Origin of the sequence: Chromobacterium fluminis, assembly GCF_011602385.1 — a bacterium.
GTDB classification, from domain to species: Bacteria; Pseudomonadota; Gammaproteobacteria; order Burkholderiales; family Chromobacteriaceae; genus Chromobacterium; species Chromobacterium fluminis.
The window spans coordinates 42,853-57,096 of record NZ_JAAOMA010000001.1; the positions used below are offsets into that span (position 1 = coordinate 42,853).

10 protein-coding genes are annotated in these 14,244 nt (G+C 60.5%); 8 read left to right on the forward strand and 2 right to left on the reverse strand.

Features of this window, described 5'->3' with window-relative positions:
* The first annotated feature begins 270 nt into the window (after positions 1 to 270).
* From HA052_RS00170 to HA052_RS00190, 5 genes are all read left to right on the forward strand, one after another.
* Positions 271 to 2,109 carry a type I restriction-modification system subunit M gene (locus HA052_RS00170; protein ID WP_166450334.1) on the forward strand — a complete coding sequence of 613 codons (1,839 nt, stop codon included), beginning with the start codon at positions 271 to 273 and terminating at the stop codon, positions 2,107 to 2,109.
* Positions 2,106 to 3,413 (forward strand): restriction endonuclease subunit S, encoded by a 1,308-nt coding sequence (locus HA052_RS00175; RefSeq protein WP_166450335.1) that lies wholly within the window; start codon positions 2,106 to 2,108, stop codon positions 3,411 to 3,413. Before HA052_RS00170 ends, HA052_RS00175 begins: the two co-directional genes overlap by 4 nt.
* A gap of 25 nt (positions 3,414 to 3,438) precedes the next feature.
* A complete protein-coding gene (locus tag HA052_RS00180) occupies positions 3,439 to 5,556 on the forward strand; it encodes a DUF4357 domain-containing protein (protein WP_166450336.1) in 2,118 nt (705 codons plus the stop codon).
* 1 nt (position 5,557) lies between these two features.
* On the forward strand, positions 5,558 to 8,665 hold the full coding sequence (locus tag HA052_RS00185) for a type I restriction endonuclease subunit R (RefSeq protein WP_166450337.1): 3,108 nt from the start codon (positions 5,558 to 5,560) through the stop codon (positions 8,663 to 8,665).
* A 705-nt stretch (positions 8,666 to 9,370) separates the two neighbouring features.
* On the forward strand, positions 9,371 to 9,574 hold the full coding sequence (locus HA052_RS00190; protein ID WP_081544851.1) for a cold-shock protein: 204 nt from the start codon (positions 9,371 to 9,373) through the stop codon (positions 9,572 to 9,574).
* A 339-nt stretch (positions 9,575 to 9,913) separates the two neighbouring features.
* Here HA052_RS00190 and glmS read toward each other — a convergent pair whose 3' ends face one another.
* Together glmS and HA052_RS00200 are read right to left on the reverse strand one after the other, a co-directional pair.
* A complete protein-coding gene (gene glmS, locus HA052_RS00195) occupies positions 9,914 to 11,743 on the reverse strand; it encodes a glutamine--fructose-6-phosphate transaminase (isomerizing) (RefSeq protein ID WP_166450338.1) in 1,830 nt (609 codons plus the stop codon).
* Complete coding sequence (locus HA052_RS00200; RefSeq protein ID WP_166450339.1) at positions 11,743 to 12,534, reverse strand: DeoR/GlpR family DNA-binding transcription regulator; 792 nt, start codon at positions 12,532 to 12,534, stop codon at positions 11,743 to 11,745. Before HA052_RS00200 ends, glmS begins: the two co-directional genes overlap by 1 nt.
* A gap of 186 nt (positions 12,535 to 12,720) precedes the next feature.
* On the opposite strand from HA052_RS00200, the gene eutS reads away from it, so the two are divergent.
* The 3 genes from eutS to eutQ are packed head-to-tail and all read left to right on the forward strand — an operon-like array spanning position 12,721 to position 14,243.
* Positions 12,721 to 13,056 carry an ethanolamine utilization microcompartment protein EutS gene (gene eutS, locus HA052_RS00205; RefSeq protein WP_081544856.1) on the forward strand — a complete coding sequence of 112 codons (336 nt, stop codon included), beginning with the start codon at positions 12,721 to 12,723 and terminating at the stop codon, positions 13,054 to 13,056.
* A gap of 10 nt (positions 13,057 to 13,066) precedes the next feature.
* Positions 13,067 to 13,543, forward strand: a complete 477-nt coding sequence (locus HA052_RS00210; RefSeq protein WP_081544857.1) for a EutP/PduV family microcompartment system protein — start codon at positions 13,067 to 13,069, stop codon at positions 13,541 to 13,543.
* 13 nt (positions 13,544 to 13,556) lie between these two features.
* Positions 13,557 to 14,243, forward strand: coding sequence for an ethanolamine utilization acetate kinase EutQ (eutQ, locus tag HA052_RS00215; protein ID WP_166450340.1), 687 nt, complete (start codon positions 13,557 to 13,559; stop codon positions 14,241 to 14,243).
* Position 14,244: the final 1 nt, after the last annotated feature.

Sequence of the window (14,244 nt, forward strand, 5' to 3'; positions counted from 1 at the left end):
CCGTGGTCCGGATCGGCACCACCACAGGACGATGGGGAGCAGCCCCGCCTCATTGCACACCTTGGGATGCGCAGGAAGGCATCAATCTCATCCGGCTCCACACCCGCCACTATCCGTCGGCAAGCCAGGTGACTTGGCCTCTCTCCCCTCTCAACCTTCCCGCCCGTAGTGCTACCGCGTAAAATCGCATGAAATATGCAATAAACCTCTCTCGCGGCCAACGCCTATGCGTCCGTTAGCCAGGTTTGCCTCGCCGGAAAAGATAAAACAATGAACCACCAAGCCCTGTCATCCTTCATCTGGTCCGTCGCCGACTTGCTGCGCGGCGATTACAAGCAATCCGAGTACGGCAAGGTCATCCTGCCGTTTACCGTGCTGCGCCGCCTCGACTGTGTGCTGGAAACGACCAAGCCCGCCGTGCTCGCCGAGTTAGACGCCAAGAGCCAGCAGGGCCTCAACCCAGACCCGTTCTTGACCCGCAAGGCCGGCCAGAGCTTCTACAACACCTCGCCGCTCGACTTGGTGAAGCTCTTGGGCGACCAGGACCATATCCGCCAGAACCTGTATGCCTACATCCAGGCGTTCTCGCCGGCGGCGCGCGACATCTTCGAGCGCTTCGACTTCTACACCCAGATTGAACGGCTGGCCAAGGCGGGCCTGTTGTACCTGGTTGCCGAGAAGTTCGCCCACATCGACCTGCACCCGGCCACGGTGGACAACGCCCAGATGGGCCTGGTGTTCGAGGAGCTGATTCGCAAGTTCGCGGAAATCTCCAACGAAACCGCCGGGGAACACTTCACCCCGCGCGAAGTGATTCGGCTGATGGTGAACCTGCTGTTCATCGAGGACGACGACGTGCTCAGCCCCGGCAACGCGGTGGTGCGCACCCTCTACGACCCAACCGCCGGCACCGGCGGCATGCTGTCAGTCGCGGGCGAATACTTGCTGGAGCACAACCCAGCGGCCCGTCTGACCCTGTTCGGCCAGGAGTTGAACGACGAGTCCTACGCCATCTGTAAAGCCGACATGCTCATCAAGGGCCAGGACGTGGCCAACATCGTCGCCGGCAACACCCTGTCCGACGACGGCCACGGCGGCTGCAAGTTCGACTACATGCTGTCCAACCCGCCGTTTGGCGTGGAATGGAAGAAGGTCGAGAAGGAAGTGCGCAAGGAAGCCGCCGACAAAGGCTTCGACGGCCGCTTCGGCCCTGGCCTGCCGCGCGTGTCGGACGGTTCGATGCTGTTCCTGCTCCATCTCATCAGCAAGATGCGCCCGGCCGTCGACGGCGGCAGCCGCTTCGGCATCGTCTTGAACGGCTCGCCGCTGTTCACCGGCGGCGCCGGCTCGGGCGAGAGCGAAATCCGCCGCTACGTGCTGGAGAACGACCTGGTGGAGGCCATCATCGGCCTGCCGACCGATATGTTCTACAACACCGGCATCAGCACCTATGTGTGGATTCTGTCCAATAAGAAAACCGAAGACCGCAAAGGCTGGGTGCAGCTCATCGACGCCTCCAGCTTCTGGCAGAAGATGCGCAAGAGCCTGGGCAGCAAGCGCAAGGAAATGAGCGACGAACACATCGCCACCGTCACCCGCCTGTTTGGCGACTTTGCCGAGGCCGAGCTGGCCACGGTGCTGGACACCGACGGCAAAGAACTAGAGCAGGCAGTGCTGCTGTGCGGCGAACAAGCCCCCGCCGCGCCGGAAGGCGGCAAGGTCAAGCGGGTGCCGATTTCGCGCGTGTTCCGCAACGAGGAATTCGGCTACACCACGATTACCGTCGAGCGCCCGCTGCGCGACGAGGCCGGCAATGTGGTGCTGGGCCAGAAGGGCAAGCAGAAAGGCAAGCCCCAGCCCGATAGTGCGCTGCGCGATACCGAAAACGTGCCGCTGAGCGAAGACATCCAGGCCTACTTCGAGCGCGAAGTGCAGCCGCATGCGCCGGATGCGTGGATAGACCACGACAAGAGCAAGGTTGGCTACGAAATTCCGTTCAACCGCCACTTCTACGTGTTCGAACCGCCGCGCAGCCTGCACGACATCGACGAAGAGCTGAAAGCGGTGTCGGCCAACATCATGGCCATGCTGGGGGAGTTGGCCGAATGACCTTGCCAGCGTATTCGGAGTACAAGGACAGTGGGGTGAAGTGGCTGGATACAGTGCCGGCACATTGGAAATTTACCAAGACAAAGCATATTTGCTCATTCTCGACCGGCTGGACCCCGCCGACAGGAGACTCATCCGCATATGAAGGTGACAATCTCTGGGCCAACATCTCGGATTTGGGCGAGAGATTTCTTGTAGACACAGCCAAAAGAATAAGTGATGAAGCCGTTAAAAAGGCAGGCATCCCACTTTCTCCTAAAGGGAGTTTGCTGTTCAGTTTTAAACTCTCAATCGGGCAAGTCTCATTTGCCGGAAGCGATATGTACACGAATGAGGCCATCGCAACATTCAGAAACTCTAAAGAGCTCTCCGTCTCTTACGCTTACTATGCCTTCCCCTTATTCTTGGTTAAGAACGCTACAGATAATATTTACGGCGCAAAGCTGCTGAATCAAGAACTAATTGGGTCTGCTATTCTTGTACTCCCGCCCCGAGAAGAACAGAATGCTATTACCTCTTTCCTAGACCACGAAACCGGCAAGATTGACACGCTGATTGCCGAGCAGGAAAAACTACTTGCCCTACTGACCGAAAAGCGCCAGGCCACCATCTCGCACGCCGTGACCAAGGGATTGAATCCGGATGTGCCGATGAAGGATTCCGGGGTGGAGTGGCTAGGGAAGGTGCCGGCCCATTGGAAAACAACCCGATTGAAATATGCGACCAGTCTAATTGTAGATTGCCCACATGAGACCCCCGCATATAGCGATGATGGAGCATATAAGGTAATTCGCACCGCAGATATTAGCCTCGGCCTGCTTGATTCAAGCAAGACATACCACGTAGACGAGGTAGAGTACATAAACCGCATACGCCGGCAAGCTCTTTGTAAGAACGACATAATTTATGGGCGGGAGGGAGAACGCTGGGGTTTTGCTGCATTAGTACCAGATGATAATATTTTTTGCCTTGGCCAAAGAATGATGCAGTTTCGAGCTGCTTCGACGACATGCTCGAGTTATCTAATGTGGCAACTCAACTCTGTCAGCACTTATCGTCAAGGGCAAATAGATACCGTTGGGGCCACATCACCACACGTAAATGTGGGAACAATTAGGAATTACCTGCTAGCAGAGCCTCCTTTCAAAGAACAGTTGTCAATCTCCAACTTCCTCGACCGCGAAACCGCCAAACTCGACGCACTGACCGCTGAAGCTAACCGCACCATCGAACTGTTGAAGGAACGCCGCAGTGCGCTGATTTCCGCCGCCGTCACAGGCCAAATCGACGTCCGTCAGGCATAAAAAACAAGACAACCAGGAAAAACAGATGAGCCACACCCTCACCGCAAAGGAACAGTCGCTCGCCAAAATCTTCAGCGACGACTACGTCTTCACGATTCCCGGCTATCAGCGCCCCTATGCTTGGGGGCGCGAACAGGCTCAGGAGCTGCTGGATGACCTGCTGGGCGCGCTGGCCGCCGCACCTGCCCAACTCAGCGAGGCGGCCCCCTATTTCCTCGGCAGCATCGTGCTCATCAAGGGCGAGGCCTCGCCGGAAGCAACGGTGGTGGATGGCCAGCAGCGCCTCACAACGCTGACTCTGTTGCTGTCGGCTATTCGAACCACGGTCGGTGATGTCGAAGTGCAGAAGGACATTACCAGCTGCATCTACGAAAAGGGCAGTGTTGTAAAAGGGACGCAAGCGCGCTACCGCCTTTCGCTGCGAGACCGCGACCGTGAATTTTTCCGCCAGAACGTGCAGCACGAGGATGGCCTGCAGACTCTGGTCCAGCTCATTACGTCGCTGCCAGATGCGCAGGCACGCCTGCGTTCCAACGCGCAGGTGTTCATAGACAGGTTGGCCAAGCTGCCACAGGCCGAGCTGGTGCGGCTGGTGCAATTCGTCATCACCCGCTGCTATCTGGTGACGGTAGCGACGCCGGACCTTGATTCAGCCTATCGCATCTTCGGCGTGCTCAATAGCCGCGGTCTGGACCTGAGCGCAACCGACATTCTCAAAGCCGAAATCATTGGCGGCATCGAACCCGCGCTGCGCGATGCGTACACACAAAAGTGGGAGGACGAGGAGGAAGACCTGGGGCGGGATGAGTTCGGCGATTTATTCAGTCACATTCGCATGGTCTTCCGCAAGGCCAAACCCCAGGGCACACTGCTGAAGGAATTCAAGGAGAATGTGACGCCTGCGCAGAAGCCTCAGCAGTTCGTCGACGAAATTCTGCTGCCCATGGCGCAAGCCTTTAGCGAACTGCGCGATGCGGACTACGCCAGCCAGCGGCACGCGGAGCAGGTCAATGAGCATTTGCGCTGGCTGAACCGACTGGAATTCAAGGACTGGGTGCCGCCCGCCTTGACCTTCTTTGTGCGTTTCCGGCAGCAGCCCGAGGCGGTACTAAGCTTCTTCCGAGACCTAGAGCGGTTGGGCTATTCGATATTGGCACGCAAGGCCGGCGTCAATGAGCGCATTGAGCGCTTCTCCGCGCTGACCAGGGCGATCGAAGCAGGCAGCGACCTGTCTGCCTCCTCGTCGCCACTGCAACTCTCCCCAGAAGAGCAGCACCAGACCTATGCGGCCCTGAGCGGCCCGCTGTACGAGACGCACTCGTCTCGCGCGCTCGCCTTACTGTTGCTCCGGCTAGACCATCTGATGTCCGACGGCAGCGCCAGCTACCAGCATGAGGTGGTCACTGTCGAGCATGTGATGCCACAGCAACCGGCGCCTAACAGTCAGTGGTTAACATGGGTACCGGATACGGCAGCTCACCAGCATTGGGTCCATCGCCTCGGCAACTTGGCTCTGTTGAGCCGTAAGAAGAACAGTTCGGCCAGCAACCGCGACTTTGCGTGGAAGAAGTCGAGCTACTTTACCAAGGGCGGCACCAGCAGTTTTGCTCTCACCACCCAGGTACTCCAACACTTGGATTGGACAGTCGAGATAATGCAGGAGCGGCAGGAAACGATGCTGAAGACGCTCGAAACGCATTGGCGCTTGCAAGACCGTAAGAGCAAGGCCGACCTTGCGGAAGCCATGTTGGCCGAGCTGGGAGTCGTTGGTAATACTGCGATGTTCGAGCTGGAAAGTGCTCGACATGGCCTTGCTGCCATGGCCGAGGAAAACGGCGACTCATTCACCGTTCTCGCCAACTCTCAAGCAAAGCTCGCATGGACGGGGCAACCACACACTTATCAGCAACTGCGCGAAGAACTGTGCAGCACAGGCGCGCTGAAACTGTCTGAGGATGGCTCGCATTTCATCTTCGCCAAGGACACCAACTTCAAGAGTCCCAGCGCGGCCTCTGCCACGGTGCTCGGCCGCACAGACAATGGCCGGAATACCTGGCGCCTCAAGGGCACTTCGATTACCTACGCGGCCTGGCAGGACAATCTGCCCGGAAGCCTGCCAGTGACTGGCTGTTCAGAGGTCTAGTATGGAACTGCATCGAGAAGTTCACTTCGAAACCGCCATCTGCGAACACTTGGCCGCCCATGGCTGGCTGTACGCCGATGGCGATGCCGCCCACTATGACAGGCACAACGCCCTGTACCTGCCCGACCTATTGGCCTGGGTCGAGGAAACCCAGCCCGACAGCTACCAGCGCCTCGCCAAAACCCACGGCGCTGAGCTGGGCAAACGGTTGGCCGAGCGGGTGCGCAAGAGCCTGAACGAGCGCGGCACGCTGGAGGTGCTGCGCCGCGGCGTGGAGATGCTGGGCCTGAGCAAGCCGTTAACCCTGGTACAGTTCAAGCCGGCGCTGGCCATCAACCCGGTGATTCAGCAGCATTACGCCGCCAACCGGCTGCGCGTGGTGCGCCAGGTGCATCACTCGCTCAACAACGCTCATGAGGCCATCGACCTGGTGCTGTTCGTCAATGGCATCGCGGTGGCGACGCTGGAGCTGAAATCCGACTTCACCCAGAGCGTCGGCGATGCGGTGGACCAGTACCGCTTCGATCGCGACCCGGCCCCCAAGGGCGGCCAAGTCGAGCCGCTGCTGGCCTTCCCCGGTGGCGCGCTGGTGCATTTCGCGGCGAGCCAATCCGAAGTGATGATGACCACCCGGCTGGCCGGCACCGCCACCCGCTTCCTGCCGTTCAACCGCGGCAACCACGGCGCGGCCGGCAACCCGGTTAATCCGGACGGCTACGCCACGGCCTATCTGTGGGAAGAAGTATTGGCGCGCGATAGCTGGCTGGAGATCCTGGGCCGCTACCTGATTGGCAAGCGCGACGACAAGAAGCGGCTCGCCAGCGTCATCTTCCCGCGCTATCACCAGCTTGACGCCACCCGCCAACTGGTGGCCGACGTGTTGGCCAACGGCGCCGGCCAGCGTTACCTGATTCAGCACTCTGCCGGCTCGGGCAAGACCAACTCGATTGCCTGGACCGCGCACTTTTTGGCCGACCTGCACGACGCCAGCCACACCAAGCTGTTCGACAGCGTGCTGGTAGTGTCCGACCGCACGGTGCTGGACGCTCAACTGCAAGAAGCGATCTTCGACTTCGAGCGCACCACCGGGGTGGTGGAGAGCATTACCAACGAGAACGGCAGCAAGAGCGCGCAGCTGTCGCAGGCCTTGAACAACGGCAAGAAGATTATCGTCTGCACCATCCAGACCTTCCCCTTCGCGCTGAAGGCGGTGCAGGAGTTGTCCGCCACTGAGGGCAAGCGCTTCGCGGTGATTGCCGATGAGGCGCACAGCTCGCAGACCGGCGAAGCCGCCGCCAAGCTCAAGCAGCTGCTGTCGGCGGAGGAACTGGCCGAGTTGCAGGACGGCGGCGAAATCGGCACCGAAGACCTGCTGGCGGTGCAAATGGCCGCGCGCGCCGGCAGCGACGGCCTGACCTATGTCGCGTTCACCGCCACGCCCAAGCAAAAGACCCTGGAGCTGTTCGGCCGCTCCGGCGGCGACGGCAAGCCGCAGGCCTTCCATGTCTACTCGATGCGCCAAGCCATTGAGGAAGGCTTCATCCTCGACGTGCTGAAGAATTACACCCCGTACAAGCTGGCGTTCCGGCTGGCCAACAATGGCCAGGAGTACGACGAACAGCAGGTGGAAAAGAGCGAGGCGATGAAGGGCATCATGCAGTGGGTACGCCTGCACCCTTACAACATCTCCCAGAAGGTCAAGGTGGTGGTCGAGCACTACCGAGAGAATGTGCAGCCCTTGCTGGAAGGCAAGGCCAAGGCCATGGTGGTGGTGGCCAGCCGCAAGGAAGCGGTGCGCTGGCAAAAGGCCATCCGCGCCTATATCGAGAAGCAGAATTATCCGCTCGGGGTGCTGGTGGCGTTCTCCGGCGAGATAGATGATCCGGAGTCCTTCCCGGCCCCGGTCAGCGAGACCAGCCAGGACCTCAACCCCGGCCTGAAAGGCCGCGACATCCGCGAAGCGTTCACCGAAACTAACTATCACCTGCTCTTGGTCGCCAACAAGTTCCAGACCGGTTTCGACCAGCCCCTGCTGTGCGGAATGTACGTGGACAAGATGCTGGGCGGCATCCAGGCGGTGCAGACGCTGTCGCGCCTGAACCGGGCCCATCCCGGCAAGGACACCACCTATGTCCTCGATTTCGTCAACGATGCCCCCGACATCCTGGCCGCGTTCAAGACCTATTACGAAACCGCCGAGTTGGAAGCCACCACCGACCCTCACATCGTCTACGACTTGCGCGCCAAGCTGGATGCCGCCGGCCATTATGACGACTTCGAGGTGGAGCGCGTCGCCAAGGTGGAGATGGAGCCGGCAGGCACCCAAGCGCAGCTCAACGCGGCCATCGCGCCGGTTGCCGACCGGCTGTTGAAGCGCTACAAAGCCGCCCAGACCGACAAGGCGCTGGCAGAGAGCCAAAAGGATGAGCAAGCCATCCAGGCGGCCAAGGACACGATGGCCGCGTTGGTACTGTTCAAGAACGACATGGGCGCGTTCAACCGCCTGTATGCCTTCCTGTCGCAAATTTTCGACTACGGCAACACTGACATCGAGAAGCGCTTCCTGTTCTACAAGCGGCTGATACCACTGCTCGACTTTGGCCGCGAGCGCGATACGGTGGACCTGTCCAAAGTGGTATTGACCCACCACACGCTGAGAAACCTCGGCCGGCAAGCGCTGAACCTGAATCACGGCGAGGCGCCCAAGCTACCGCCGATGGATGGCGCGGGTAGCGGCGCGGTGCAGGACAAACAAAAGGCGCTGCTGGAAGAAATCATCCGGAAAGTGAACGGCCTGTTCGAGGGCGAGCTGACCGACGACGACCAACTGGTCTACGTCAACGGCGTGCTCAAGGGCAAGCTGCTGGAGAACGACATCCTCGTCCAGCAGGCGGTCAACAACAGCAAGGAACAATTCGCCAACTCCCCAGACCTGTCCCAGGCGCTGCTCAACGCCATCATGGACGCGCTGGAAGCGCATACATTGATGAGCACCCAGGCGCTAGATTCAGAACGGGTGCGCGATGGGCTGAAGGATACCTTGCTGGGGCCAGCGCAACTGTACGAGGCCTTGCGCGCTAAAGCGGGGGCTTCTGGCGCTGGAGTCTGAGCACGGCACCAAACCTTGCCTCAAGAACAACGGCCACCTCTTATAGCGGTGGCCGTTTTGCGTAGGAAAGGAGGAGCGATTCAACCCCTACGATCCTTCCCTTGCACATCATCAAACCAAGCAATCTCAAACGAAAAGAGGCCCTACCGGGCCTCTTTGTTTAACGCTGCTAGTGACAAACCATCATGTCTTCGTCGTGACGGGCTTTATTCCTTCGGGAAAGAGCGAGACAAGGCGAAAACTAGCGAAAAAGTGGGATCTACGAGAGGTACATGCGCTTTTTTAGCTGGCTTCTAACGCCCCTTCCTATCCATCCCGCTAACACGAAACAGACTTTGAACAGGTGCCAACCTGCACAGTCTCCACAATCAGACACCGCCAATTTAGAACCCCAGGCCCTGCGTTGCGCCTCCTCGCCGTACTACTGCTACCGCCTGCGTCGGCGCGCCTCGGCTCAGGTTCTTCACGAAGTGTTGTGTGAGCCGCTCTTCTTGGTGTTTTTTCGGCTGTCTTGCGGGGAATTTTAAAAATTACCGTTGACCTCCAAGCGACTTTCCTGTACAAAGTCCGGGCACGATCTTCAAGCGTCATACTATCGATACCTCGTTGCCCATCAAAGTGGGTCTTCATTGTTTCCTTATTTATTCCTTGATTATCATGCCATACGATAATTTTATTGTCCTTAACTGACACATGGAGTGCATTATGGAAACCGGTACCGTTAAATTTTTCAATGACGCAAAAGGCTTTGGCTTTATCACCCCGGACAATGGCGGCGACGACCTGTTCGCTCACTTCTCCGAAATTCGCGCAGATGGCTTCAAGTCCCTGCGTGAAGGTCAAAAAGTAAGCTTCACCCGCGCAATGGGCCAAAAAGGTCCGGCAGCGTCCGCGATTCAGCCGCTCTAAGCATTACAGCGTCTAAATGACAAAGCCCCTTAATGGGGCTTTTTATATTTTAAAAATAAAACCTGCCTCAAGGCAGGTTTTATTTATTGGATGGCCGTAATACACGCATCACCCTGCTAGCTCGCGGCCTCCCGCCCCTTGTTTGTTAGATACGTCAATGGCTGCTTTCAAGGCGGAAGCAGCCCTCGTTTTTCTGAACAACGCGGGTCGGCTTTAGCCGAAATGCAGGCATTTAAAGAGTTGATATGACATAACAACAAAGAAGGGGCCAACGGCCCCTTCTCTCTTGTCAGACTCCAACGGACTTTATTCGATGTCGTCCGTAGGCCAAACCCCGCCTCACTCCACCGTCACGCTCTTGGCCAGATTACGCGGCTTGTCGACATCGGTACCGCGCGCCAGCGCCACGTGGTAGGCCAGCATCTGCACCGGGATGGCATGCACCACCGGGCTGAGCACGCCGACATGGCGCGGGGTGCGGATCACGTGCACGCCGTCGGATTCGCTGAAATGGCTGTCCAGGTCCGCGAACACAAACAGCTCGCCGCCGCGCGCGCGCACTTCCTGCATATTGGATTTCACCTTTTCCAGCAGCGCGTCGTTGGGGGCGATCACCACCACCGGCATGTCTTCGTCCACCAGCGCCAGCGGACCGTGCTTGAGCTCGCCGGCCGGGTAGGCTTCGGCGTGGATGTAGGAGATTTCCTTCAGCTTGAGCGCGCCTTCCAGCGCGATGGGGAAATGCAGGCCGCGGCCCAGGAACAGCGCGTTGTCCTTGGCGGCGAACTTGTCCGACCAGGCCTTGATCTGCGGCTCCAGGTTCAGCGCGTGCTGCACGCTGCCCGGCAGGTGGCGCAGTTCGTCCAGGTAGCGCGCCTCGTCAGCCGCGCTGACTTTGCCGCGCATCTTGCCCAGGGTCACGGCCAAGGCGAACAGGCCTACCAATTGGGTGGTGAAGGCCTTGGTGGAGGCCACGCCAATCTCCGCGCCGGCGCGGGTGAAGAACACCAGTTCGCTGGCGCGCGGGATCGCGGATTCGCGCACATTGCAGATCGACAGCGCGTAGCGGTGGCCCAGTTCCTTGGCGTATTTCAGCGCTTCCATGGTGTCCAGCGTCTCGCCGGATTGGGAGATGGTGGTCACCAGGTAGTTGGGGTTGGCCCAGGCGCTGCGGTAGCGGTATTCACTGGCGATTTCCACGTCGCACTGCACGCCGGCTATGGTCTCGATCCAGTATTTGGCGGTCAGGCCGGCGTAATAGCTGGTGCCGCAGGCCAGGATCTTGACACCTTCCAGTTGCGGCAGCACTTCGCCGGCGCGCTCGCCGAACAGCTCGGGATTGAAGCCGTAGTCCTGCACCGCGTCTATGGTGTCGGACAGCGCCTTGGGCTGCTCGTGGATTTCCTTCTGCATGAAGTGGCTGTACGGACCCAGCTCCAGAGAGGCCAGCGACACGTCGGACACATGCACCGGGCGTTGCGCCGGCTGGTCGTCTTTGTCCAGCAGCTCCACGCCGTCGCGGGTCAGCCGGCCGATGTCGCCCTCTTCCAGGAAGATCACGCGGCGGGTGGCGGACACGATGGCGGAAACGTCGGAGGCAATGAAGTTCTCGCCGTCGCCCAGGCCCACCAGCAGCGGGCAGCCCATGCGCGCGCACACCAGTTCATCCGGGCGGTCCACCGCGATCACGCCGATGGCGTAAGCGCCGGTCAGCTCGCGGCTGGCGCGCTTGACGGCATCGAACAGGCTGTCGCCGGCCTGGTAGTAGTGATGCACCAGGTGGGCGATGACTTCGGTGTCGGTCTGCGATTCGAAGGCGTAGCCCAGGCCTTTCAGGCGTTCGCGCTGCTCTTCGTGGTTTTCGATAATGCCGTTGTGCACCACGGCGATCTTGCCGAAGGATACGTGCGGGTGGGCGTTGGGTTCGGTGACGCCGCCGTGGGTGGCCCAGCGGGTGTGGCCGATGCCGAGCAAGCCTTGCAGGCTTTCTTCCGCGGCGGCGTTTTCCATCTCCGCAACGCGGCCGACGCGGCGCACGCGACGGATAACGTCGCCGGCCAAGACCGCCACGCCGGCGGAGTCGTAGCCGCGATATTCCAGCCGCTTCAGGCCCTCCACCAACACCGGAACCACATTACGCGCCGCGATGGCGCCGACAATGCCGCACATTACTTTCTCCTTGGACTATCAACGGGCGAGGACGCGCAGATCAGCGCAATGCCCTTCGCCTGAATTTGGGTTCTGGCCTCCATCGACAAGGCGTCGTCGGTCACCAGGGTATGAATGCGCTCCCACGGCAATTCCAGATTGGGGATGCGCCGGCCTATCTTTTCCGACTCCACCATCACAATGACTTCGCGCGCCACTTCGGCCATCACGCGCGACAGTCCCACCAGTTCGTTGAAGGTGGTGGTGCCCCGCTCGAGATCGATGCCGTCGGCGCCGATGAACAGCTGATCAAAATCATAGGAACGCAGCACCTGTTCCGCCACCTGGCCCTGGAAGGATTCGGAATGCGGGTCCCAGGTACCGCCGGTCATCAGCAGCGTGGGCTCGTTCTCCAGCTCGCGCAGCGCGCCGGCCACGTTAAGGGAATTGGTCATCACCACCAGGCCGCGCTTATTGCCCAGCAGCGGAATCATCGCGCTGGTGGTGGTGCCGCTGTCTATGATCACGCGGTTGTGGTCGCGGAGGCGTTCGGCGGCGGCGCGGGCGATGGCGATCTTTCGTTTTGAAACCTGTTCCGCGTCTTCCTCGACCACCATCTCCGACGGCAAGGACACCGCTCCGCCGTAGCGGCGCAGCAGCAACCCGCCGGTTTCCAGCAGGGCCAAGTCCTTGCGTATGGTCACTTCGGAGGTGGAAAAGCGCTTGGTCAGCTCGTCCACGCTGACCTCGCCGCGCTCCTGCACCAGGGCGGCGATGGCGTGACGGCGTTGCTGAGTGTTTCGCTTGGTCATCTTATGTTTCGTTTCGAAAGTTTCGCGATCATAGCAGCGCCGCTTCGGTTTTGACAAGTTCCGGCCGCGACACGGACGCGCATCCAATCTTCCCTGATCCGCTCCAGCAGATTTTCCGATTTTTGATACAGGCCGCCGAGCAGTCTGGACTAGCATCGTCTCAATCCGAAAAACCATGGTGACGTTATGGAAAAGGAACGCATCATTCAGGAGTTCGTGCCCGGCAAGCAGGTGACGCTGGCGCATCTGATCTCCCATCCCACCGAAGAGCTGTCGCGCAAGATCGGCGTGGCTCAGGCCGAGGCCATCGGCATCATGACGCTGACGCCCGGCGAGACCGCGATGATAGCCGGCGACCTGGCCTGCAAGGCCGCCGCCATTGAAATCGGCTTCCTGGACCGCTTTTCCGGCGCGCTGGTGATCACCGGCAGCAGCGGCGCGGTGGAGGAAGCGCTGCACCAAACCATAGCCGGCCTGCAACGACTGCTGGGCTATGCCGTGTGCCAGCTAACGCGCTCCTGAGGGCCGCCCCATGCAAGTTCCTATCCGATATGCGCTGCTGGGACCGGTCGAGGCCGGCAAATCCACTCTGTTCCACGCCCTGGGCGGCGGCGGCGCGGTGCGCAAAACCCAGGCGCTGGAATACGACGCGCAAGGCTGCATCGACACCCCGGGCGAATTTTTCAGCCATCCGCGGCTGTTCCACGCGCTGATCAACAGCACCGCCGAGTGCGAGCTGCTGATCTACGTTCACCCCGCCAACGATCTGGAATGCCGGCTGCCGCCGGGCCTATTGGACGTGCATGGCCACCAGCGCGTGGCGGTGGTGATCAGCAAGACCGACCTGCCCGACGCCAGGCCCGACGCGGTGGAGGCCATGCTGCGCGAACGCGGCTTTGGCGGCGACATCCTGCGCGTGTGCGGCCTGCGGCCGGACAGCGTGGCCGAACTCAAGGCCCGGCTGGGGCTGAATTCCGAATCCGCCGCCTCGTCGCGGCAAACAGCATGAGGCGAGTAGCAAGATGAAAAAGCTGATCAGTGCCGAAACCGTGCGCGCGGCCCATGCCGCCGGAGAACACGCGCTTTGTGTCAGCCCGCGCGAACACATCGTCACCCCGGAAGCGCGGGTGGTGGCGGAACGCCTGGGCCTGGCCCTGACCGAGGGCGACAACGCCGCGACGGCCGCAGGCCCCGCGCCCGCCGCCGAAACTCCGGCAGCGCCAAGCAGCGAGACCGAGGCGCTGGCCGAAATCCGCGCCCAGGTCTTGTCGCGGCTGCCGCCGGGCTCGGTGGCGCCCGAGTTGGTGGAACAACTGGTGCGCAAGGCCGCCGCCGAGCTCCAGGGCGCGACCGAACGAGAGCCCGCCATCAAATGCGTCCGCGCTCAGGATGTGCGCATGGGCATATTCGACGGCGCCGGCCCCGGACAACAGGTAGGCATCGCCGATGTGATCACCGCCGCCGACGGCAGTTCGATGGCCGCCGGTTTCATGCAGTGGGAACAGGCCTTCTTCCCGTGGACGCTCAATTACGACGAGGTGGATCTGGTGCTGGAAGGCGAACTTCACATCCGCCGCGACGAGCAGACCACGGTGGCCAAGGCCGGCGACGTGGTGTTCATTCCCAAGGGTTCCAGCATCGAGTTCGGCACCCCGAGCCGGGTTCGTTTCTTGTACGTGGCCTACCCGGCCAACTGGCAAAGTTGCTGAG

Excerpts from the sequence above, each read along its gene's own strand:
- HA052_RS00190 (WP_081544851.1), top strand. The coding sequence starts at position 9,371 with ATGGAAACCGGTACCGTTAAATTTTTCAATGACGCAAAAGGCTTTGGC.
- HA052_RS00170 (WP_166450334.1), top strand. The coding sequence starts at position 271 with ATGAACCACCAAGCCCTGTCATCCTTCATCTGGTCCGTCGCCGACTTG.
- HA052_RS00210 (WP_081544857.1), top strand. The coding sequence starts at position 13,067 with ATGCAAGTTCCTATCCGATATGCGCTGCTGGGACCGGTCGAGGCCGGC.
- eutQ (WP_166450340.1), top strand. The coding sequence starts at position 13,557 with ATGAAAAAGCTGATCAGTGCCGAAACCGTGCGCGCGGCCCATGCCGCC.
- eutS (WP_081544856.1), top strand. The coding sequence starts at position 12,721 with ATGGAAAAGGAACGCATCATTCAGGAGTTCGTGCCCGGCAAGCAGGTG.
- glmS (WP_166450338.1), bottom strand. The coding sequence starts at position 11,743 with ATGTGCGGCATTGTCGGCGCCATCGCGGCGCGTAATGTGGTTCCGGTG.
- HA052_RS00200 (WP_166450339.1), bottom strand. The coding sequence starts at position 12,534 with ATGACCAAGCGAAACACTCAGCAACGCCGTCACGCCATCGCCGCCCTG.
- HA052_RS00185 (WP_166450337.1), top strand. The coding sequence starts at position 5,558 with ATGGAACTGCATCGAGAAGTTCACTTCGAAACCGCCATCTGCGAACAC.
- HA052_RS00180 (WP_166450336.1), top strand. The coding sequence starts at position 3,439 with ATGAGCCACACCCTCACCGCAAAGGAACAGTCGCTCGCCAAAATCTTC.
- HA052_RS00175 (WP_166450335.1), top strand. The coding sequence starts at position 2,106 with ATGACCTTGCCAGCGTATTCGGAGTACAAGGACAGTGGGGTGAAGTGG.